The 19,973-nt window shown below is 54.1% G+C and carries 24 protein-coding genes; 8 read left to right on the top strand and 16 right to left on the bottom strand.

Going from position 1 to position 19,973, the window contains the following annotated elements; genetic code table 11:
* Positions 1-34 precede the first annotated feature (34 nt).
* Positions 35-241, bottom strand: coding sequence for a DUF1107 domain-containing protein (locus HMPREF0201_RS01390; protein ID WP_016534651.1), 207 nt, complete (start codon positions 239-241; stop codon positions 35-37).
* Between the two features lie 328 nt (positions 242-569).
* Here HMPREF0201_RS01390 and HMPREF0201_RS01385 point away from each other — a divergent pair, with 328 nt between their 5' ends.
* Complete coding sequence (locus HMPREF0201_RS01385) at positions 570-1,127, top strand: YtfJ family protein (protein ID WP_039897852.1); 558 nt, start codon at positions 570-572, stop codon at positions 1,125-1,127.
* On the opposite strand, the gene cysQ is transcribed toward HMPREF0201_RS01385, so the two are convergent.
* Positions 1,117-1,863, bottom strand: a complete 747-nt coding sequence (cysQ, locus tag HMPREF0201_RS01380) for a 3'(2'),5'-bisphosphate nucleotidase CysQ (RefSeq protein ID WP_016534649.1) — start codon at positions 1,861-1,863, stop codon at positions 1,117-1,119. The genes HMPREF0201_RS01385 and cysQ overlap by 11 nt on opposite strands.
* Before the next feature lie 202 nt (positions 1,864-2,065).
* Here cysQ and HMPREF0201_RS01375 point away from each other — a divergent pair, with 202 nt between their 5' ends.
* A complete protein-coding gene (locus HMPREF0201_RS01375; protein ID WP_016534648.1) occupies positions 2,066-3,997 on the top strand; it encodes a bifunctional 2',3'-cyclic-nucleotide 2'-phosphodiesterase/3'-nucleotidase in 1,932 nt (643 codons plus the stop codon).
* Positions 3,998-4,002: 5 nt separating this feature from the next.
* Here the strand turns inward: HMPREF0201_RS01375 and HMPREF0201_RS01370 are convergent, their stop codons facing one another.
* Positions 4,003-4,398: a winged helix-turn-helix transcriptional regulator gene (locus HMPREF0201_RS01370; protein ID WP_016534647.1), complete on the bottom strand. Its 396-nt coding sequence runs from the start codon at positions 4,396-4,398 to the stop codon at positions 4,003-4,005.
* A gap of 92 nt (positions 4,399-4,490) precedes the next feature.
* Here HMPREF0201_RS01370 and HMPREF0201_RS01365 point away from each other — a divergent pair, with 92 nt between their 5' ends.
* The 3 genes from HMPREF0201_RS01365 to HMPREF0201_RS01355 all read left to right on the top strand — a co-directional run bounded on the left by HMPREF0201_RS01365 (position 4,491) and on the right by HMPREF0201_RS01355 (position 7,285).
* A complete protein-coding gene (locus HMPREF0201_RS01365; RefSeq protein ID WP_016534646.1) occupies positions 4,491-5,339 on the top strand; it encodes an SDR family oxidoreductase in 849 nt (282 codons plus the stop codon).
* Between the two features lie 78 nt (positions 5,340-5,417).
* The gene (locus tag HMPREF0201_RS01360) at positions 5,418-6,239 is read left to right on the top strand and encodes an AraC family transcriptional regulator (RefSeq protein ID WP_016534645.1); all 822 of its coding nucleotides are present in this window, start codon (positions 5,418-5,420) and stop codon (positions 6,237-6,239) included.
* Positions 6,240-6,319: 80 nt separating this feature from the next.
* Entirely contained in the window at positions 6,320-7,285 is a 966-nt protein-coding gene (locus HMPREF0201_RS01355; RefSeq protein ID WP_039897851.1) for a DMT family transporter, read from the top strand.
* A 69-nt stretch (positions 7,286-7,354) separates the two neighbouring features.
* On the opposite strand, the gene HMPREF0201_RS01350 is transcribed toward HMPREF0201_RS01355, so the two are convergent.
* Complete coding sequence (locus HMPREF0201_RS01350; protein ID WP_016534643.1) at positions 7,355-9,010, bottom strand: methyl-accepting chemotaxis protein; 1,656 nt, start codon at positions 9,008-9,010, stop codon at positions 7,355-7,357.
* A gap of 244 nt (positions 9,011-9,254) precedes the next feature.
* On the opposite strand from HMPREF0201_RS01350, the gene ytfE reads away from it, so the two are divergent.
* Positions 9,255-9,917, top strand: coding sequence for an iron-sulfur cluster repair protein YtfE (gene ytfE, locus HMPREF0201_RS01345; RefSeq protein ID WP_039897850.1), 663 nt, complete (start codon positions 9,255-9,257; stop codon positions 9,915-9,917).
* Positions 9,918-9,989: 72 nt separating this feature from the next.
* Here ytfE and cycA read toward each other — a convergent pair whose 3' ends face one another.
* Both cycA and bamJ read right to left on the bottom strand, forming a co-directional pair.
* Positions 9,990-11,402 (bottom strand): D-serine/D-alanine/glycine transporter, encoded by a 1,413-nt coding sequence (cycA, locus tag HMPREF0201_RS01340; RefSeq protein WP_016534641.1) that lies wholly within the window; start codon positions 11,400-11,402, stop codon positions 9,990-9,992.
* A gap of 278 nt (positions 11,403-11,680) precedes the next feature.
* Positions 11,681-12,301 carry a BamJ family beta-barrel-assembly machinery protein gene (gene bamJ, locus HMPREF0201_RS01335; RefSeq protein ID WP_039897848.1) on the bottom strand — a complete coding sequence of 207 codons (621 nt, stop codon included), beginning with the start codon at positions 12,299-12,301 and terminating at the stop codon, positions 11,681-11,683.
* A 217-nt stretch (positions 12,302-12,518) separates the two neighbouring features.
* On the opposite strand from bamJ, the gene HMPREF0201_RS01330 reads away from it, so the two are divergent.
* On the top strand, positions 12,519-13,115 hold the full coding sequence (locus HMPREF0201_RS01330; protein WP_039897847.1) for an OapA family protein: 597 nt from the start codon (positions 12,519-12,521) through the stop codon (positions 13,113-13,115).
* Positions 13,116-13,347: 232 nt separating this feature from the next.
* On the opposite strand, the gene rplI is transcribed toward HMPREF0201_RS01330, so the two are convergent.
* Genes rplI through rpsF form a run of 4 tightly spaced genes read right to left on the bottom strand, consistent with a single transcriptional unit; the run spans position 13,348 to position 14,789 of the window.
* A complete protein-coding gene (rplI, locus tag HMPREF0201_RS01325; protein WP_008460412.1) occupies positions 13,348-13,797 on the bottom strand; it encodes a 50S ribosomal protein L9 in 450 nt (149 codons plus the stop codon).
* Between the two features lie 41 nt (positions 13,798-13,838).
* Positions 13,839-14,066, bottom strand: coding sequence for a 30S ribosomal protein S18 (gene rpsR / locus HMPREF0201_RS01320; RefSeq protein ID WP_000135199.1), 228 nt, complete (start codon positions 14,064-14,066; stop codon positions 13,839-13,841).
* 4 nt (positions 14,067-14,070) lie between these two features.
* Positions 14,071-14,388: a primosomal replication protein N gene (gene priB, locus HMPREF0201_RS01315; RefSeq protein ID WP_016517637.1), complete on the bottom strand. Its 318-nt coding sequence runs from the start codon at positions 14,386-14,388 to the stop codon at positions 14,071-14,073.
* A 5-nt stretch (positions 14,389-14,393) separates the two neighbouring features.
* Positions 14,394-14,789: a 30S ribosomal protein S6 gene (gene rpsF, locus HMPREF0201_RS01310; protein ID WP_016517636.1), complete on the bottom strand. Its 396-nt coding sequence runs from the start codon at positions 14,787-14,789 to the stop codon at positions 14,394-14,396.
* Between the two features lie 348 nt (positions 14,790-15,137).
* On the opposite strand from rpsF, the gene yjfY reads away from it, so the two are divergent.
* A complete protein-coding gene (gene yjfY, locus HMPREF0201_RS01305) occupies positions 15,138-15,413 on the top strand; it encodes a DUF1471 family protein YjfY (RefSeq protein ID WP_016517635.1) in 276 nt (91 codons plus the stop codon).
* A gap of 96 nt (positions 15,414-15,509) precedes the next feature.
* Here yjfY and HMPREF0201_RS01300 read toward each other — a convergent pair whose 3' ends face one another.
* Genes HMPREF0201_RS01300 through ulaA form a run of 6 tightly spaced genes read right to left on the bottom strand, consistent with a single transcriptional unit; the run spans position 15,510 to position 19,917 of the window.
* On the bottom strand, positions 15,510-16,199 hold the full coding sequence (locus HMPREF0201_RS01300; protein ID WP_016517634.1) for an L-ribulose-5-phosphate 4-epimerase: 690 nt from the start codon (positions 16,197-16,199) through the stop codon (positions 15,510-15,512).
* Entirely contained in the window at positions 16,186-17,055 is an 870-nt protein-coding gene (locus HMPREF0201_RS01295) for an L-ribulose-5-phosphate 3-epimerase (RefSeq protein ID WP_016517633.1), read from the bottom strand. Before HMPREF0201_RS01295 ends, HMPREF0201_RS01300 begins: the two co-directional genes overlap by 14 nt.
* A 10-nt stretch (positions 17,056-17,065) precedes the next feature.
* Positions 17,066-17,722 carry a 3-keto-L-gulonate-6-phosphate decarboxylase UlaD gene (locus HMPREF0201_RS01290; RefSeq protein ID WP_172568479.1) on the bottom strand — a complete coding sequence of 219 codons (657 nt, stop codon included), beginning with the start codon at positions 17,720-17,722 and terminating at the stop codon, positions 17,066-17,068.
* A 10-nt stretch (positions 17,723-17,732) separates the two neighbouring features.
* Complete coding sequence (ulaC, locus tag HMPREF0201_RS01285; protein WP_016517631.1) at positions 17,733-18,197, bottom strand: PTS ascorbate transporter subunit IIA; 465 nt, start codon at positions 18,195-18,197, stop codon at positions 17,733-17,735.
* A gap of 9 nt (positions 18,198-18,206) precedes the next feature.
* Positions 18,207-18,512, bottom strand: a complete 306-nt coding sequence (ulaB, locus tag HMPREF0201_RS01280; protein ID WP_039897845.1) for a PTS ascorbate transporter subunit IIB — start codon at positions 18,510-18,512, stop codon at positions 18,207-18,209.
* A gap of 13 nt (positions 18,513-18,525) precedes the next feature.
* Complete coding sequence (ulaA, locus tag HMPREF0201_RS01275; RefSeq protein ID WP_016517629.1) at positions 18,526-19,917, bottom strand: PTS ascorbate transporter subunit IIC; 1,392 nt, start codon at positions 19,915-19,917, stop codon at positions 18,526-18,528.
* Positions 19,918-19,973 lie beyond the last annotated feature (56 nt).

The following is a 19,973-nucleotide window of genomic DNA, read 5'->3' as shown; positions in this document are numbered from 1 at the left end:
CTTGCGAGGGCCGTTTTTTTTACAACCTTTGGGCCTAGCCCATGTCCGCCTGCAAACGCAGGACCTGGCGGTTAACCTCGGACATCACCGAGTAGTGCTGCTTGTCTTTAACCTTCGGGACAAGGATTTTGCCCTTATCAAATTCGAAAGCGCCAACGTCCTTGATATACAACCGTCCACGGAACAGGATCTTCACGTACTTCGCCACCTGAAGGGGGTTGTAACGTTGGAAAATTTTCATTGTTGTTTCACTCCTGCAGTGTTTACGCCCCTGCGAGCCACATTTGGCTCAACAAAATGAGGCGAAAAATTTTGGTGCTCAAAAACTATAGTCCAGATATCCGAGGGGACCTAGTATGTAGCAGTTTTTTTACTAAAAGATTACAAACTTTCAGAACAATCTTTTAATTTGTAAAAAAATAATAGCGTAAGCCTTCAAAATTCAGGGATATGTGCGCCGCCCCGCAAACTGGCATTGTCATTGCGGGACAGATGGTTATTCAGCACATATGCTTAAAACGTCGACTCAAGTGGTCGGATCACCTGCCAACAACAATAAGGAGCTCACTATGACCCTGCGCGGAACTCTGGCGCTTTCCCTTCTGCTGCTGCCGCTTATGGCCTCGGCGCACAACTTCGAGAATAACCAGCGAGTCTCACCGATTGGGATAACCGATAAGGGAGAGTTAGTGCTCGATAACGGTAAGTTTAGCTACAAAAACTGGAATAGCGCGCAGCTGCCGGGAAAAGTGCGGGTGCTCCAGCATATTGCCGGCCGCTCCAGCGCTAAAGAGGAAAATGCTGCGGTTGTCGAAGCCATCAAAGCGGCGAAATTCCCGCACGACAAATACCAGACAACCACCATCGTAAATACCGATGACGCTATAGTCGGCACCTCGATGTTCGTTCGCAGCAGTATAGAGAGTAATAAGAAGGAGTTTCCGTGGTCGCAGTTTGTTGTCGACGGCAACGGCGTGGCGGCCAAAGCCTGGAAACTTGAGCAGGGTGGATCGGCAATCGTGGTGCTGGATAAAGAAGGCCGTATTCAGTTCGCCAAAGACGGCCCGCTAACCCAGCAGGAAGTACAGCAGGTGATTAGCCTGCTACAGGGGCTACTCAGTAAATAGAAACCCGGAAGCCGGGGTTAAGGAACGACTCGCGCGGGGTGTAATCCAGCGTTTTACCCTGCCAGTCGTGCACATGCGCCCCGGCGGCCACCGCCACGGCATGCCCCGCTGCGGTATCCCAGATATTGGTTGGCCCAAAGCGCGGATAAAGCTGCGCCTGGCCATCGGCCACCAGGCAAAACTTGAGCGATGAACCAATAGCCGTGGTCTGGTGCTCTCCCATCTGCTGCAAATATTCTTTCAGTTCGTCATCGCTGGCGGCATGTGAGCGGCTCACTACCACACGCGGCGGGCGGGCATCCCGAACGTGAATTTGGTTACGCACGCCGCACTCTTCCTTCCACGCCTTCCCTTCCGCTGCGCTGTACATGATTTTCAGCACCGGGGCATAGACCACGCCCATCACCGCTTTACCTTGCTCGATAAGCGCGATGTTAACGGTGAACTCGCCGTTGCGCTTGAGAAACTCTTTCGTGCCGTCCAGCGGGTCAACCAGCCAGTAGCGCTGCCAGTTTTGACGAGTTTCCCACGACTGGGGATCTTCTTCCGACAGCACCGGTATGTCCGGCGTTAACGTCCGTAAGCCTTCGAGAATAATTGCGTGTGCGGCTAGATCTGCCGCCGTCACCGGCGAGTCGTCTGACTTGTGGGTTGCTTCAAGCGGCTTTTCACCTTCATAGACCTGCATGATGGCGACGCCCGCTTCCCGCGCCAGTTGGCAAATTTGTTCTAACATTCTCCACCTCGTGTTGTGTCGCTGCGCGCTGCACCGAGCGAATAACTTATTGTTTTACTTATATCTCATTGCACCGCGATGCGCTATCTGTGAAGCATTTCTGGTTTAGTGCCGAAAATTTCTGGCAGACTTCACAAAATTGTAAGCAACAGTATGTATATACATTGCCCTTTGTGGCGTACCTCTAAAAAGGACATTGAACATGATTAAGTTTAGCGCAACGCTTCTGGCCACGCTGATAGCGGCCAGCGTCAATGCGGCAACCGTCGATCTGCGGATCATGGAAACAACCGATCTGCACAGTAATATGATGGACTTCGATTACTACAAAGATACGCCTACTGAGAAGTTCGGGCTGGTACGCACCGCAAGTTTAATCAATGCCGCCCGCGGTGAAGTCATCAACAGCGTGCTGGTGGATAATGGCGATATTATTCAGGGTAGCCCGCTGGGCGATTACGCGGCGGCAAAAGGCCTCAAGGCGGGAGAAATCCACCCGGTCTATAAAGCGCTGAATACGCTGGACTATACCGTGGGCAACCTTGGCAATCACGAATTCAACTACGGCCTCGACTTCCTGCATAAAGCCCTCGCTGGCGCAAAGTTCCCGTACGTTAACGCCAATATTATTGATGCCAAAACCAATAAGCCGCTGTTTACGCCTTATCTGATTAAAGAGACTGAGGTTAAAGATAAAGACGGCAAATCTCAGACTTTACGCATCGGTTATATCGGCTTCGTTCCGCCACAGATAATGACCTGGGATAAAGCAAACCTCAGCGGCAAAGTGACGGTGAACGACATCACCGAAACCGCCCGCAAGTACGTGCCTGAAATGCGCAAGCAGGGTGCGGATGTGGTGGTGGTCATCGCGCACTCGGGCCTTTCCAGCGAGCCTTACCAGGCGATGGCGGAAAACTCCGTTTACTACCTCAGCGAAGTCCCGGGCGTGGATGCGATTATGTTCGGTCATGCCCATGCCGTTTTTCCGGGCAAGGATTTTGCCAGTATTAAAGGGGCCGATATTGAGAAAGGCACCCTGAACGGCGTCCCGGCGGTAATGCCGGGCATGTGGGGCGACCATCTAGGCGTGGTGGATCTGGTGCTGAACAACGACTCCGGTAGCTGGAAAGTCACCGGCAGCAAAGCCGAAGCACGCCCGATTTACGATACCGTTGCCAAAAAATCACTGGCGCCTGAAGATGCGAAGCTGGTGAAAGTGCTGGAACACGATCACGACGCCACCCGCGAATTTGTCAGCAAGCCTGTCGGCAAATCATCGGACAACATGTATAGCTACCTCGCGCTGGTGCAGGACGACCCAACCGTGCAGGTGGTGAATAACGCGCAGCGTGCCTATGTTGAAAAATACATTCAGGGCGACCCGGATCTGGCTAACCTGCCGGTACTCTCCGCCGCCGCGCCTTTCAAAGTCGGTGGCCGTAAAAACGATCCGGCAAGCTTTGTTGAAGTGGAAAAAGGCCAGCTGACCTTCCGCAACGCCGCCGATCTCTACCTTTATCCGAATACCCTGGTTGTTGTGAAAGCGACGGGGAAAGAAGTGAAAGAGTGGCTGGAATGCTCCGCCGGGCAGTTCAACCAGATTGACGTAAACAGCGCTAAACCGCAGGAACTTATCAACTGGGACGGGTTCCGCACCTATAACTTCGACGTTATTGACGGCGTAAATTATCAGGTTGATGTTTCCCAGCCGGCTCGCTACGACGGCGAATGCCAGATGGTTAACCCGAAAGCCGAGCGTATCAAACAGCTGACCTTCAAAGGCAAGCCAATCGATCCGAACGCCGTATTCCTGGTGGCAACCAATAACTACCGTGCCTACGGCGGCAAGTTTGCCGGAACCGGCGACAGCCATATCGCGTTTGCTTCCCCGGACGAGAACCGCTCGGTGCTTGCCAGCTGGATTAGCGCTCAGGGCGAAATTCACCCGGCAGCGGACAATAACTGGCGCCTGGCGAAAATTGCCAGCAAGCAGCCGCTGGATATCCGCTTCGAAACGTCGCCAACCGAAAAAGCCGCCGCGTTTATCAAAGAAAAAGCGCAGTATCCGATGAAAAACGTCGGCAACGACGAGATCGGGTTCGCCGTTTATCAGCTTGATTTAACTAAGTAAGGCTCTCAGGCGTCCCGTTTCTCGCGGGACGCCATCACCTGCGGCAGATTCCCCTCAATCCAGTCCGCCAGCGCGGCGACCTTGCCGGATATTTCATGCCCCATTGGCGTCAGGGTGTATTCCACATGCGGCGGCACTACCGGATAAGATTTCCTGTCGACAAATCCGTCGGCCTCGAGCCATTGCAGCGTTTGTGCCAGCATTTTTTCGCTTACGCCGCCCATCTTGCGTCTTAAATCGCTGAAGCGATGAGTGCCGTCCTGCAAAGCCATCAGGATAAGTACGCCCCAGCGGCTGGTTACGTGCTTCAGAACATCGCGCGACGGGCATTTGTCGCAGAACAGATTTCCGCTGCGCAGCTGTTCGCCCAAAGAAGGAGGTGCTTCGGTGGTTTCACTCATTTGATACTTACCTTTTTGTGCGTACTTACTAAAAGTTAGCTAAGGTGCTAGTGTGACACAACTCGTATGAAACATCACTCAGGAGATTCATCATGATTGCGATTACCGGAGCTTCCGGCCAGCTGGGCCGCCTTGTGGTTGAAGATTTACTGAAAACCGTTGATGCCGCAGAGGTCGTTACCGTAGTAAGAAACCCGGCAAAAGTTGAAGATTTTGCCAGCCGCGGCGTGCAGGTGCGGGCGGCAGACTACGGCGATGTTTCTGCCCTGGCAAAAGCGTTTTCCGGGGTAGAAAAAGTGCTGCTGATCTCCTCCAGCGAAGTCGGTCAGCGTACCGTTCAGCACAAAAATATTATCGAGGCCGCGAAACAGGCGGGCGTAAAACTTATCGCCTACACCAGCCTGCTGCATGCCGACCGCTCGCCTCTGGCGCTGGCGGATGAACATGTAGCCACCGAGCAACTGCTTCAGGCATCGGGCGTACCCTTTGTGCTGCTGCGTAACGGCTGGTACACCGAAAACTATCTTGCCAGCGTGCCGCCTGCGGTTCAGCACGGCGTGTTTATCGGCAGCGCCGGAGAAGGCAAAATCGCCTCCGCCATCCGCGCTGATTACGCAGCCGCTGCGGCAAAAGTGCTGACGCTGGATAACCAGGCAGGCAAAGTTTACGAGCTGGCCGGTGACCAGGCCTGGACGCTTGCAGAGCTGGCGGCGGAAGTCAGCAAGCAAAGCGGCAAACCGGTGGTTTATCAGAACCTGAGCGAAGCCGACTTTAAAGCCGCACTTCAGGGCGCTGGCCTGCCGGAAGGCTTTGCTGACCTGCTGGCAAATTCCGATAGCGGAGCAGAAAAAGGCGGCCTGTTCGACGACGGGCACCAGCTCAGCAAGCTGATTGGCCGCCCGACCACCTCCCTCAGCGACAGCGTAAAAACCGCGCTGTAATTGTTAAAACCTGGTTAATAACTAGCCCTCCACGCTGGCATCTCTATAATAACGGGAGATTCAGCGTGGAGAGAAAGCGTGCAGGGTGTACCCGAGCAGTTTAGCGATGAGAGAGACAGCGCCCAGTTCCGGCATTTGCCGCAGCTGCCGGGCGTAGAGCTTTATCACGCCCATATTGCGAAGTACGCCTTCGAGCCGCATACCCATGAAGCCTTCGGCATCGGAGCAATCACCTGGGGAGCGGAGCGCTTTCGTTACCGCGGGGAACAGCTGGTTGCGCCAACCGATTCGCTGGTTCTGATGAACCCGGACGAGCTGCATACCGGCGAAGCCGCCAGCGAAGACGGCTGGCAGTACCGCATGATTTATCTGGACCCGGATCTGCTGGAGTCGGTAACCGGGGAGCGGAGCTGGTGGTTTAACGCGGCAGTGAACCATGATCCCGCCCGCGCTCGCCAGGTTTCACAGTTTATTGGCGGCCTCTGGCAGGCCGAAGATACGCTGACTCAGCAGGGTTTATTGCTGAATCTGGTCGAAGCTTTTCGCCCCTACGCCCGCCATCTTCCGGGGCTTCGGGAGGGAGCAAATCGCTTCACGCTGGTACGCGAATACCTTTATGACAACTATATGCACACCATCACGCTTGATGATTTAGCGGCGCTGGTGTCACTCAGCCCGTACCATTTCCAGCGTCAGTTTAAGGCCCATTACCACGTTACGCCCCACCAGATGCTGATGGCAATTCGCCTGTGGCACGCCAAGCAGTTTCTCACCGCCGGAATGCCCGCCGCCCAGGTTGCCGCCGCCAGCGGCCTGACGGACCAGGCTCACCTCACGCGCGCGTTTGCCCGGCGCTACGGCATCACGCCCGTGCGCTACCAAAAGCAGGTCTCCCGTTAGCAGGACAGCAAGCTGGTACAATACGCCTCTCTTCTGCCCCCCTACACTTGCCTCAAATTGTGACTTTGCAGGAAAAGAAGATGTTGAGTGGTGTGCTGTATGCTTTGCTGGCGGGGCTGATGTGGGGATTAATCTTTGTCGGGCCAATTATCGTACCGGACTACCCGGCGGCCCTGCAATCCACCGGGCGCTACCTGGCGTTGGGCCTGATTGCCATCCCGATTGCCTGGCTGGGGCGCAGGCGTTTGCTTGAGCTGAGCCGCCAGGACTGGTTTACCGCCCTGAAGCTTTCCAGCGTCGGTAACCTGATTTATTACGTCTGCCTGGCTAGCGCCATCCAGCGTACCGGCGCGCCTATCGCAACCATGATTATCGGCACGCTGCCGGTGGTTATCCCAATTTTCGCTAACCTGCTGTACAGCAAACGCGACGGTAAACTTCCGTGGCGGCGGCTTGCTCCCGCGCTGGTGATTATTGCCGCCGGGCTGATAATGGTTAACACCGCCGAACTCAGTGGAAAACAGGCCGACTTTAGCTGGTGGCGCTACGCCAGCGGTATTCTGCTGGCCTTTATTTCGGTGGCCTGCTGGGCGTGGTATGCGCTGCGAAACGCCCGCTGGCTGCGTGAAAACCCGGACAAAAATCCGATGATGTGGGCAACCGTCCAGGGGCTTTCGACTCTACCCTTCTCGCTTATCGGCTATGTGGCGGTGTGCTGGTGGATGAGCAGTAGCGAGGCCAGTTTCGCCCTGCCGTTTGGCCCGCGCCCGGAGGTGTTTATCCCTCTGATGCTGGCAATCGCCGTACTCTGCTCGTGGCTGGGAAATCTGTGCTGGAATATTGCCTGCCAGCGCCTGCCGACGGTGATTGTCGGCCCGCTGATTGTTTTTGAAACCTTAGCAGGCCTTGCGTACACCTTTATGATTCGCCACAGTTGGCCGCCGCTGTTAACGCTGTGCGGCGTACTCAGCCTTGCCATTGGCGTGGTGCTCGCCGTGCGCTCAAAGCCGGAAAAACCGACCGTGGTGCAGGTTTCCGGGGTGTAAAAAAGCCGGGCTTACTGCGCCCGGCCAGAAGTCAAATAATCCCGCCAGGCCATTGGCTAGCGGGATTTTTTAGAAGGTTTCCCAGTTCGCATCGGATACCGGAAGCGCCTGCTTTGCCTTCAGCAGCGGCGTTTTTACCGAAGCCGCTTTTACCTGAGCCGGTTGGCGACGGCTAACTTTAAACACCGCAACCGCCTCATTAAGGCGCGAAGCCTGCTCTTCAAGCGCCGCAGCCGCTGCGGCAGACTCTTCCACCAAAGAAGCATTCTGCTGAGTCACGCGGTCCATCTCGGCAACGGCCTGGCCTACCTGGTCGATACCTCGGCTTTGCTCATCTGAGGCAGAGGCGATTTCACCCATAATATCGGTTACGCGAGTGACCGCCCCGACAATCTCAGCCATGGTTTTTCCTGCTTCGTTCACCAGCTCAGATCCTGCATTCACGCGCTCGCCGGAATCATCAATCAGCGCTTTAATTTCTTTGGCAGCCTGGGCGCTGCGCTGGGCCAGAGTGCGAACTTCCCCGGCAACTACGGCAAAACCACGCCCCTGCTCACCGGCGCGAGCGGCTTCTACCGCCGCGTTAAGCGCCAGAATATTGGTCTGGAAGGCAATACCGTCGATAACGTTGGTAATTTGAGCGATCTTGCTGGAGCTGGTCGCGATTTCGTCCATTGTCCGCACGACGCCCTCAACCACGCTGCCGCCCTTTTTCGCGGTAGTTGATGCATCCAGAGCCAGGCGGGAAGCCTGACGAGCGTTGTCGGCGTTCTGTTTCACCGTTGCCGTCAACTGTTCCATGCTGGCCGCGGTCTCTTCAAGAGAAGCGGCCTGCTGCTCGGTACGAGAAGAAAGATCGTTGCTGCCAGCAGAGATTTCACCCGCGCCGGTATAAATGGTGTCGGCACCGTCACGCACCACGCCCACGGTATTGGCCAGCGATTTTTGCATCTCGTCTACGCTGTTTGCCAGCAGGGCCATTTCGTTTTTGCCCTGAACATCAATGGACTGAGTGAGGTCACCTGCGGCAATAGCGCGGATATGCCCCATAACCTCATTCAGTGGCAGCAGCAGAACGCGGCGCATCGCTACCCAGCTCATCACAATCACAAAAATCACGCACAGCATTACGGCGCTGAGGATCCACAGAATGCGCTGATAGTCGTTCTGATTATCACGAACTCCCTCGCTCGAAAGTTCAGATTGCTCGGCTCGCCATTCACGGTAAACCTTCTGCATAGCGACCTGCTTCTGCTCCGCATTCTGTTTGAACATCTGCTCCAGATTACTTTGACCCAGGAAGGTGTTCATTTTTGCCAGCGTGGAAGAGTAGTTGCGATATTGCTCTTCCAGCTCTTCGCTCAGATGCGGGCGCAGGCCCGGCGTATCGGGCAGAGCCTGATATTTTTCATAGTGGTTCTGGGCTTCGGCTAACAGAGTGTTGGTCGTGGTAACCAGCTCCTGAAGCTGACCGCCGTTAATCTGGTTAGCCAGGCTGCTCTGAATGCGCAGCATCCCGCGGTTCAGCGTTACGCGAGCCTGGTTCAGGGCTATCCACGCATCGGTAAATTCCGCCACGTTTTGGCTGGAAAGCTGGGAAACGGTGAAGTTATTTTTATCGTTATTGAGGGCATTGATGAAAACCGTGGCCGAGAGGAGCTGCATTAAGCCCAGCGCAATCAGAACGGTAATTAGCAAGGTGATGACTTTCATTCGTTTAAACATGTATTGCCTTTTCTTATACAGGTATTGTCCGACGTCTAACTATCGGCAGCTTGCCCTGGTTATTTATGCCGCTGTGCAATGCGAACCACCATTTATGGGGATTTTTTGTAAGCATTCAGTATGTTAAAGCGAAAACTTTTTTTGTGATGCAAGTCTCACTGTAATCAGTGCCCCGAAAGGGTTATAGTGCCCTGATAAAGATGCATTTAAAATGCACCTTATAATTCACTATGAGGATCTTGCTATGGCGTACCGCGATCAACCTTTAGGCGAACTGGCGTTAACGATTCCACGCGCCTCCGCGCTGTTCCGTAAACTGGACCTGGATTTTTGCTGTGGCGGCAAACAAACGCTGCTGCGGGCCGCCGGTCGTAAAGAGTTAAATCTGGAAGAGATTGAAGCCCAGCTTGCCGCCCTGGCCGACGAGCCGGTGGAGAAAGACTGGCGCAGCGCCCCGCTGACGGAAATCATCGACCACATTATTGTTCGCTTCCACGACCGCCACCGCGAACAGCTGCCGGAACTGATTTTGCAGGCCACCAAAGTTGAACGCGTGCATGCCGATAAGCCAAACGTACCAAAAGGGTTAGCAAAATACCTGACCATGCTGCACCAGGAACTTAGCAGCCACATGATGAAAGAAGAGCAGATCCTGTTCCCGATGATTAAACAGGGCATGGGCGCTCAGGCCGGTGGGCCCATTAGCGTGATGGAGAGCGAGCATGATGAAGCCGGTGAGCTGCTGGAAGTTATCAAGCACACCACCAATAACGTGACGCCGCCGCCGGAAGCCTGCACGACGTGGAAAGCGATGTATAACGGGATTAACGAACTGATTGACGACCTGATGAATCACATCAGTCTGGAGAATAACGTCCTGTTTCCGCGGGCGTTAGGCGGGGAATAAACAAGCTCTCCCCGTCACTCAAACCCTCTCCCGGGAAGGAAGAGGGTATTTTTACTGTCTATCCCAATCCGGCTATTTGCCGATATTTGTCAGGCGTTTCTTGCCGATGAGCAGCCAGCCAGCACCCAGTACAATGAACCACAGCGGCGTAACGATCAGCGCCTGGCGGGTATCGTCTTCAAGCGTCAGCAGCACAATTACAAACACAAAGAAGGCCATACAAACCCAGCACATCAGTTTGCCAAGCGGCATCTTGTAGATGGATTTTTCATGCAGTTGAGGACGCTGCTTGCGGTACACCAAGTACGAGCAAAGAATGATGGTCCAGACAAACATAAACAGGATCGCTGACACGGTCGTTATCATGGTAAATGCGGCGATAACGTTCGGGTTTACGTAAAGCATCACCACGCCGCCAAGCAGGCAGATACAGGAGAACGTTAGCCCTTTAGCCGGGACTGCACGTTTGGAAAGCTTAGCGAATGCTTTCGGCGCCATGCCGTCCTGCGCCAGGCCAAACAACATACGGCTGGTTGAGAATACGCCGCTATTGGCAGACGAAGCGGCAGAAGTCAGCACCACGAAGTTAATGATGCTCGCCGCCGCAGGCAGGCCGACCAGCACAAACAGCTCAACGAACGGGCTCTTATCCGGCACGACAGAGCTCCACGGAGTCACCGACATGATGATAATCAGCGAGAACACGTAGAACATGATGATGCGCAGAGGAATTGAGTTGATCGCGCGCGGCAGGGATTTCTCAGGGTCTTTTGTCTCAGCGGCGGTTGTGCCCACCAGCTCAATGCCCACAAAAGCAAACACCGCTATCTGGAAGCCGGCAAAGAAGCCGCTCAGCCCTTTCGGGAACCAGCCACCGTCGTTCCACAGGTTGTTGAAAGAGGCCTCAACGCCCGACGGAGAATGGAAGCTGGTCAGCACCATCACCAGGCCGATAACGATCAGCGCAACGATGGCGACGATTTTGATCATCGCAAACCAGAATTCCATTTCACCGAACATTTTGACCGTAGCCAGGTTGAGGCTCAGGAGCACGATCACCACGGCCAGGGACGCGACCCAGTCCGACAGGCCGGGGAACCAGAACTGCGCGTAGGCGGTTATCGCCACCACGTCCGCCATACCGGTGACCACCCAGCAGAACCAGTAAGTCCAGCCGGTAAAATACCCGGCCCAGGGCCCCAGCAGGTCGGCGGCAAAGTCGCTGAAGGATTTATATTCAAGATTGGACAGCAACAGCTCACCCATCGCCCGCATCACGAAGAACAGCATAAAGCCGATTATCATGTAGACGAAAATAATGGACGGCCCCGCGAGGCTGATGGTCTTTCCTGACCCCATAAACAAGCCGGTGCCAATTGCACCCCCAATGGCAATAAGCTGAATATGGCGGTTTGTTAAATTACGCCGTAGCGACTGCTCAGTCGGAGCCTGAGCTTCGTCTGTAACTTTGACCTGATCTACCATGTTTGTATTTTCCTGTACCTGTCTGTTTTTTCAGGCTCTACTGGCCCGTGAACTGTTTTTAAATGATGTTGTTTGCGTGATACGAGGTAAGAATCGGCGGGATAAATAGTAAGCACAAGGTTATTGTTAATTTTTTGTTTAATTTGAGTGTGAAATCGCATTCACAGCGGGATACAGCTCACAAAAATACCCGGAACGAGGGTTAATGCAAGATAAAATCACGCTTATTTATTATTAGTCAATTTAAAACCCCGCCAGAGACGGGGCTGAAGGCTGGATTACAGAATTTCCAGCAATTCCACTTCAAATACCAGGGTGCTGAACGGCGGGATAGAAGCACCGGCGCCGCGCTCGCCGTAGGCGAGGTTGTGAGGAATAGTCAGTTCCCACTTAGAGCCAACCGGCATCAGGGTCAGCGCTTCAATCCAGCCAGCAATAACGCCGCTAACCGGGAATTCAGCAGGTTCGCCACGCTGTACGGAGCTGTCGAATACGGTGCCGTCGATCAGTTTGCCGGTGTAGTGAACGCGAACGTGATCTTTACGCGCCGGGATTGGGCCAGTGCCCTGGGTCAGAACGCGGAACTGCAGGCCGGACTCGGTGCTGCTCACGCCTTCTTTTTCTGCGTTCTGCTCGAGATATTTTTGACCTTCTACAGCCATTTCTTTCTGACGCTCACGGCGCACTTCATCAGCACGTTCGTGAACTTCGCGCAGCGCACGGTGAACAACGTCAACAGGAACCGCCGGGGCATTCCCTTCCAGCGCATCGCGCAGGCCAGCGACCAGCGCTTCTGGCAGTAAACCCTGCAGGCCGGATTCGCTCAGTTGCTGACCTACCTGTAAACCAATACCGTAACTTGCTTGCGCTTCGACGCTGTCAAAAGAAGGGGTTGTCATGGATTTTCCTTTCATGGTGTTTAAAAGCAAGCCCGCAGCATAACAGCGTCAAACAGCAGGGTAAAATGCAAATGGAGGAAAGGTGACAAATGCAAACGAAACGGGAACAATAGCTTAAGCGGGCGCAGAATTGCGGTTTACCGTCACGGAAACCCGGATTGCTTAGCGCATCAAACAGTTAGCGTTCTATACTGGATAAGTATTATTTCGAGGAGGGTTGCCGATGCAATTCGCTGTTAAACCATGGCTTACGCGGATTTGGCATGCACCTGAGCATTTCCGCCTGATGGATCCGTTGCCTCCCCTGCACCGCCGGGGCATTATTCTTGGCGCAGCATGCATTGTTATCGGCTTCCTGCTGCCCACCGCTGACGACGCCGGCCGCCCGGTCACGCGCGATGCCCAGCTCTCCGTTCAGTCCCAGTCACCTATGCAGGCCGAACTGGTTCCTCCTTCGAATAATACCAGCGCTCCCGCTACGCCCGTTGAGCCAGCAAGAATAGAAGAACAAACTCAGGCCCCGGTGCCGCACGATAATAATGATATCGAGCAGCAGTGGCGCTCCTATCGCGTAGAGTCGGGCCAGACCATGGCGCAGCTGTTCCGCGACCATAATCTGCCGCCTGCGGATGTGTATTCGATGGCCCAGGTTGAAGGCGCAAACAAGCCTCTGAGTAATTTGCAAAGCGGGCAGATGGTGCAGGTACGCCAGAATGCAAACGGCGTGGTGACGGGCTTAACGATTGATATCGGTAACGATCAGCAGGTGCTGTTTACCCGCCAGCCGAACGGCAGTTTTATCCGCGCGCAGTAAAAGTTGCGGCCTCAGAAAAGCAAAACGCCAGCACGAGGCTGGCGTTTTTAGACTGGTGGCAAACACCCAAAAAACGTGGTTTTCGGGTGTTTGGGGTAAATCAGAAGATATTATTTGTCTTCTTACTTTAGCCGGTGTTCAGAACGTTGAATCGAGATGAACCTTGCTACCAATCCCATAAAAGCAAAACGCCAGCACGAGGCTGGCGTTTTTACGAGCAGTGAATAATAAATTATTCAGCTACAACGTTTACAGTCAGTTTAGCGAATACTTCGCTGTGAACCTGGAAGTCCACTTCGTGCTCACCGGTGGTGCGCAGAACGCCGTTCGGCAGGCGAACTTCGCTCTTGGCAACAGCAACGCCAGCTGCAGTAACAGCGTCAGCGATGTCGCGAGTACCGATGGAACCGAACAGTTTACCTTCGTCGCCAGCTTTAGACGCGATGGTTACGGTTTCCAGTGCGTTGATTTTCTCAGCGCGAGCTGCAGCTGCAGCCAGAACGTCAGCCAGTTTAGCTTCCAGTTCTGCACGGCGTGCTTCGAAGAACTCAACGTTTTTCTTGGTAGCAGGAACAGCTTTACCCTGTGGTACCAGGAAGTTACGAGCATAACCCGCTTTAACGTTAACCTGATCACCCAGGCTACCCAGGTTTGCTACTTTATCAAGCAGAATAACTTGCATTACCTTATCCTCTCAAAGTCGTATTAATGGACCGTGACCGATTACTGATGACGATCAGTGTACGGCAGCAGAGACAGGTAGCGAGCGCGTTTGATAGCGCGAGCCAGCTGACGCTGGTATTTTGCACGGGTACCGGTGATACGGCTTGGGACAATCTTACCGCTTTCGGTGATGTAGTTTTTCAGCGTAGCGATGTCTTTATAGTCGATCTCTTGAACGCCTTCCGCGGTGAAACGGCAGAACTTGCGACGACGGAAATAACGTGCCATATGGCTAGTCTCCAGAATCTATCAATTCAATCTGCTCGGCATGCAATACCACTTTGTTCAGCCCATTCTTCATCTGATGACAAGTAATGAACCCGTGAACCGTGATTTGCGTACCGACCGTTATACTGTGAGTAATGGCCTGGTTCGCGTGCCCGCTAACAATAACTGGCATTCGGCACCATGCCTGCCGGTTAAGACCGGCTTCCTGCTGCACAGAACGATGCTCAAGCACGAACTGGCAGTGAGGAATTCCTGAGGGGCTGACCTTGCGAAGGGGCGTCTTGCACACGGTGCCAGACAACGCCAGGCGGTTGGCCGTCATCAGAATTACTCTTCAGAATCCCCAGCATCTGCATCGTCAGCGGTTTCGCTAGCGAAATCATCGCGACGCTCACGGCGTTCGTCTTTCGCTTTAACCATTGGAGATGCTTCGGTAACCGCGTGCTTAACGCGCATAACCATGCTGCGGATAACGGCGTCGTTGAAGCGGAAGTTAGTTTCCAGCTCATCGATCGCTTCCTGCGGAGCTTCAACGTTCAGCAGAACGTAGTGAGCTTTGTGCAGTTTGTTGATCGGATAAGCCAGCTGACGGCGGCCCCAGTCTTCCAGACGGTGGATCGTACCTTCTGCTGCAGTAATTGCACCAGTGTAACGTTCGATCATACCCGGAACCTGTTCGCTCTGGTCAGGATGGACCATAAAAACGATTTCGTAATGACGCATCGAATTGCTCCTTACGGATTATTCAGCCTCCTGTCAGGGTCAGCCGCGGCCCATGGAAGCAAGGAACGTGTTTGAATTGCGGCTGAAAAATTGACGCGTAATCATACTTACCCGGGCCTCTAAACTCAAGGGCGCGTGCAAATTAATTATCTTCATTGCAGGGGATTTCGCTAAGCGTGTGAATTACAAAACAAACAGCTGGATAGGCTAAATATTTTGAAAGAGACCATCAGAAATGGTCACTTTTTATTCACCCGGCAGGGATTACACTTATTGATAACAGGCCGCCACCAGCCATTAACAGGAGCGACGACCACTGGTTACACACTTGTTGTAGTGGAGCGCATCATGAAAAATATCGCAATTGCCCTTGCCGCAGCGCTGCTGTTATGTGCAAACGCGACGGCTGCCATCAAAATCGACAGCCGCCAGGCCAGAAATATGGACGATGTTCAGAGCCTGGGCGTAATTTACATCAACCATAATTTCGCCACCGTTCCGGAAGCTGAAGCCGCCATCAACCAGGACGCCGACCAGCACGGCGCGAAGTTTTATCACACTATTATTATGAGAGAACCCGGCAGTAACGGAAATATGCACGTCAGTGCGGATATCTACCGGTAGCCCAGCAGTAAGCGTAAACACCAGAGAAACACCACGATCGATAATACCCATGTTTGACTTTGCCCCCGCTTGCGGGGGCTTTTTATTGCTGCGCTGTTATTTGGGCTGCCCGTAATAAGCGCCCGGCCCGTGCTTGCGCTGAAAGTGCTTATTCATCAGATAACTATCAATCGCCTCTCGCTGCGGGTTGATTCCCCCGGTTATCCAGGCCATACGTGCGACCTCCTCCATCACCACCGCATTATGCAGAGCCTCGTCCGCATCTTTCCCCCAGGCGAATGGGCCATGCTGATAAACCACGACGCCGGGCGTGTGCAGAGGATTAACCTGCCCTATGGTTTCAATAATGACCCTTCCGGTATTGAGTTCATATTCCTCGGCGACTTCAGCGCTGGTTAACGGGCGCGTGCAGGGAATATCCCCGGAGAAATAATCTGCATGCGTTGTCCCCAGTGCCGGAATCGCTCGCCCCGCCTGAGCCCAGGCCGTAGCGTGGGTTGAGTGGGTGTGAACCACACCACCGATTTCCGGATAACGTTGATAAAGAGCCAGATGTGTCGCGGTATCCGATGATGGGCGATATCGCCCTTCCAGATGCTCGCCGGTCAGGCTGACAACCACCATGTCATCCACCGTCATCTGCTCATACGCTACGCCGCTTGGCTTAATGACGATACAGCGGCGATCCCTGTCGATAGCGCTGACGTTTCCCCAGGTAAAGGTAACCAGCCCGTGACACGGGAGAGCCATATTCGCTTCGAATACCTGTTGCTTAAGCTGCCGCATGCTTTACCTCCACCGGGAGTCCGGCATTTTTCATTCGGGCCAGCACCCAGTCCCGCGCGGCTCTAACCTCGGCGACCGAGTCTTCGGCCGATTCACTCCACATCTCAATCAGATATGGCCCACGGTAGCCGCTTTGCCGTAGCGTCCTGAAGCAGCGCTCAAACTCAACAACGCCCGTGCCAAACTGTACATTCTTAAATACCCCGGGCAGGGTATCTTTTACGTGAACAGCGACGATATGCCCGCTGCCCGCCTGCAGCTCCATCTGCACGTCGTTATCCCAGGCCGAGAGATTGCCAATATCAGGGTAAAGCTGGAACCACGGGTTATTCAGATAGTGGGCATAGCCCAGCGCCTTGCTGATGGAGTTCATCAGCGGATAGTCCATGATTTCCATTGCCAGCGTGACCTGAGCGCGGGCGGCCATTTCCACCGCCTGCTGCAAACCGTCCCGGAAACGGCAGCGGGTTTCATTATTTGCCTGCTGGTAATAAACGTCGTAGCCCGCCAGTTGAATAACGCGTATGCCGACATCCTGCGCCAGCGCTATTGCTTTGCGCATAATCTCCAGCCCCCGATTGCGCACCTCGTCATCTTCGCTCCCCAGCGGATAGCGACGATGGGCGCTCAGGCACATCGACGGCACGCGCACGCCCGTTTCGGCCACGGCCTCTACCAGCGCCATTCGCTGCTCACGGCTCCAGTCCAGCCTTGCCAGACGCTCGTCGGTTTCATCCACCGACATTTCGACAAAATCAAAATGAAGCCCGGCGGCAAGAGTTAAGCGCTCCCGCCAGCACTCTCCTGCCGGAAGCGCTTTTTCATAAATACCAAGTGGAACCCGCTTGTCTAACATAGGCTCCCCTTTAGCCCCACAGGTGGGCAATGGTGTGCTTAAACTGGCGGGCGGCTTCGACCGGGCTTGCCGCATCACGTATGCTGCGCCCGGCAATAAAGACATGGATGGGAATGCCTTTAAACAGCGGCAGATCTTCCAGCGCCAGGCCACCGGTTACCGTCACTTTGAAGCCCATATCCGCAAGGCGTTTTATCGCGCTGATATCCTCATCACTCCAGTTAATGCCAGCGGCCTGAGCGTCCCGGCTGCGGTGATAAACCACCTGCTGGATACCGACATCACGCCACGCCTGAGCCTGCTCCCACGTCCAGAAGCCGGTCAGCTCGATTTGCACATCGCCGTTAAACTCACCGGCAACGTCGAGCGCGCCTTTGGCGGTGTTGATATCGGCGCAGCAAATAACCGTTACCCAATCTGCATTCGCTTCAAAACACATGCGCGAGAGGATTTTCCCGGCATCGGCAATTTTGGCATCCGCCAGCACAATCTTGTGCGGATAGAGTGCCTTAAGGTCACGAACCGCACGCACGCCCTCCCCCACGCAAAGAATGGTGCCCACTTCAATAATGTCGACCTCCTCGGCTATCAGGCTCGTTGTCCGGTAAGCATCTGCCAGAGTCTGGTTGTCCAGCGCCACTTGTAACATAGGTAATGAATGAGTCATTTACTGGTCCTTATGCAGCCGCCGCTGCACGGTCGATTAAATCAAGCACCTCTTGCTCTGAGCGGCAGGCGCGTAAACGGTCAAAGTTTTCTTCATCTTCAAACAGGTTCACAATTTGCATGATGCCAACTTCCTGATGAGCATTGGCATCCACCGCCGCCATCGTAATCAGGATGTCCACCGGGTCGTTGTCCTCGTGGTTAAACATCAGCGGCGTTTTCAGCGTCACCAACGCAAAACCGGTGCGTTTAACGCCTTCTTCCGGGCGGCCATGTGGCATAGCCAGACCCGGGGCGATAACAAAATAAGGGCCGAACTGCGCCACGCCATCGAGAATGGCCTGGTAGTAGCGTGGCTCTACAACGCCTGCTTCCACCAGTAAATCAACGCCAATCCTGACCGCCTCCTGCCAGGTTGCGGCCTCCGCCTGCAGGCGCACAGAGTGGTTTTGAGCCAGGGAATCACGTAGCTTCATATGCCCTCCTTAAATCATGTCCTGCGCAAAATGCTCGCCAATTACCGCCATCAGCTTGGGGCCGAAGTCGGCAGCGGAAAGCATGTTGCGAACGCCGATAACGTACTTATTGCCCGTGACCGTGATTTCACCGGCAACGTGAGTCGAAGCAATGATGATGTCCGCTCCGCTCAGCTCACTTTTGTATTCACCCACGGCACAGCTGTTGACGGTGTGGTTAATGCCTTGCTGAGTAAGAAATTGATCCACTTTCATTTTCATAATCATGGAGCTGCCCTGCCCACAGCCACAAACGGCAAGAATGCGTACGGTCATAATCTCAATCCCTTTAGTTAACTGAAGTTTCACTGAGAGCCATGTCCTCTTCCTTTCGCAGCGTGCGCCCGGCGAAGAACATGTAAATCAGGGCGATAACAATAACGACGCCCATAAACCACAGACCAAGCGTCAGCCCCTGCATCAGCGGCGGTGCAAGAATCGACCAGTCGGCCATGCCCATCCACGCGCTAAGCCCGGTGAGATGAACCGCCCAGACGCAACCAAAGATTTCGATCATGCCCATCACCAGGCAAATCTTGAGCGCTGCGCGCCAGCCGCCGAAATGGTTAGCAAAGACGCCGATGGTGGCGTTAGAGAAGAACATTGGAATAAAGCCCGGGATAATCATGATGGATGAGCCGCAGGCGATAAGGACCCCAACCGCGATTAGCTGGCCTACGGTGCCCCAAAGGAAGCCCCACACCACGGCGTTTGGCGCAAAGCTATAAATGGCCGCGCAGTCGATGGCTAATACCGCGCCGGGTATTAAGCGTTGTGAAATACCGTTGAAAGCTTCAGAGAGTTCGGCAACAAACATGCGAACACCCTGCACAATGATGAAAATTGCCACCGCAAACTGGAAGCCGGTTTGCAGGATATAGAGAGTCCAGTGCGTTTTTCCGGCCATGGCCTGAACGGTATCAAGGCCGAACGAACAAAGGATTACGCCGAAGAAAAGCGTCATCACAATGGCGGTGGAAACGATATTGTCATGGAAAATATTCAGCCAGCCGGGCAGCTTAAGATCTTCAACGCTCTCCTCTTTTTTACCCAGCCTCGGCGCAATTTTGTAAGCAATCCACGAAGCAAACTGCTGCTGATGGCCGATGGAGAAACCGCTGTTTTCCGTTATCTCCTGCGTCGGCTTGAACATCATGTTTGAGGTGATGCCCCAATAAAGCGATACCAGCACCGCGGTACAAATAATCGTGGTCCACATCGGGTAACCGAGGATGTAGAAAAATACGGCAATAAGCCCGGCCTGCTGGAACATGATATGGCCCGTCAGCATGATGGTGCGGATGCCGGTAATACGGCGCAGCAGCACGTAGCAAATGTTCAGCGCCAGCGCGAGCAGAACCGCGTACCCCACCCAGCTGTAGGCGTCGCCCATTTTTTCAATCGCAGCCATCATAGACGCATAAGTATCTGATATAGCGCCGTTAATCCCGTACACCTCCGACATTTTTGCCACTACCGGTTTAAAGGTACCGGTCAGGATGCCGGAACCCGCCTGGAGCAACATAAAGCCGATAATAGTTTTGATCGTACCTTTGATAATCACGCTGGCGCTTTTACGCAGCAACAGGTAGCCGAGGCAGGTAACGATCCCCAGCAGCAACGGGGCATTAGTCATTACCTGATCAAAAAACAGGGTAAAGACGTGATAAAGGATCTCCATAAAGCTCTCCGTAGGATGGTCGCTCCCTGCTTGCTGACAAACAGGCGGATTGAAAA

The organism is Cedecea davisae DSM 4568 (genome assembly GCF_000412335.2).
Classification (GTDB): Bacteria; Pseudomonadota; Gammaproteobacteria; order Enterobacterales; family Enterobacteriaceae; genus Cedecea; species Cedecea davisae.
This window is presented reverse-complemented; position numbering and strand designations above follow the sequence as displayed.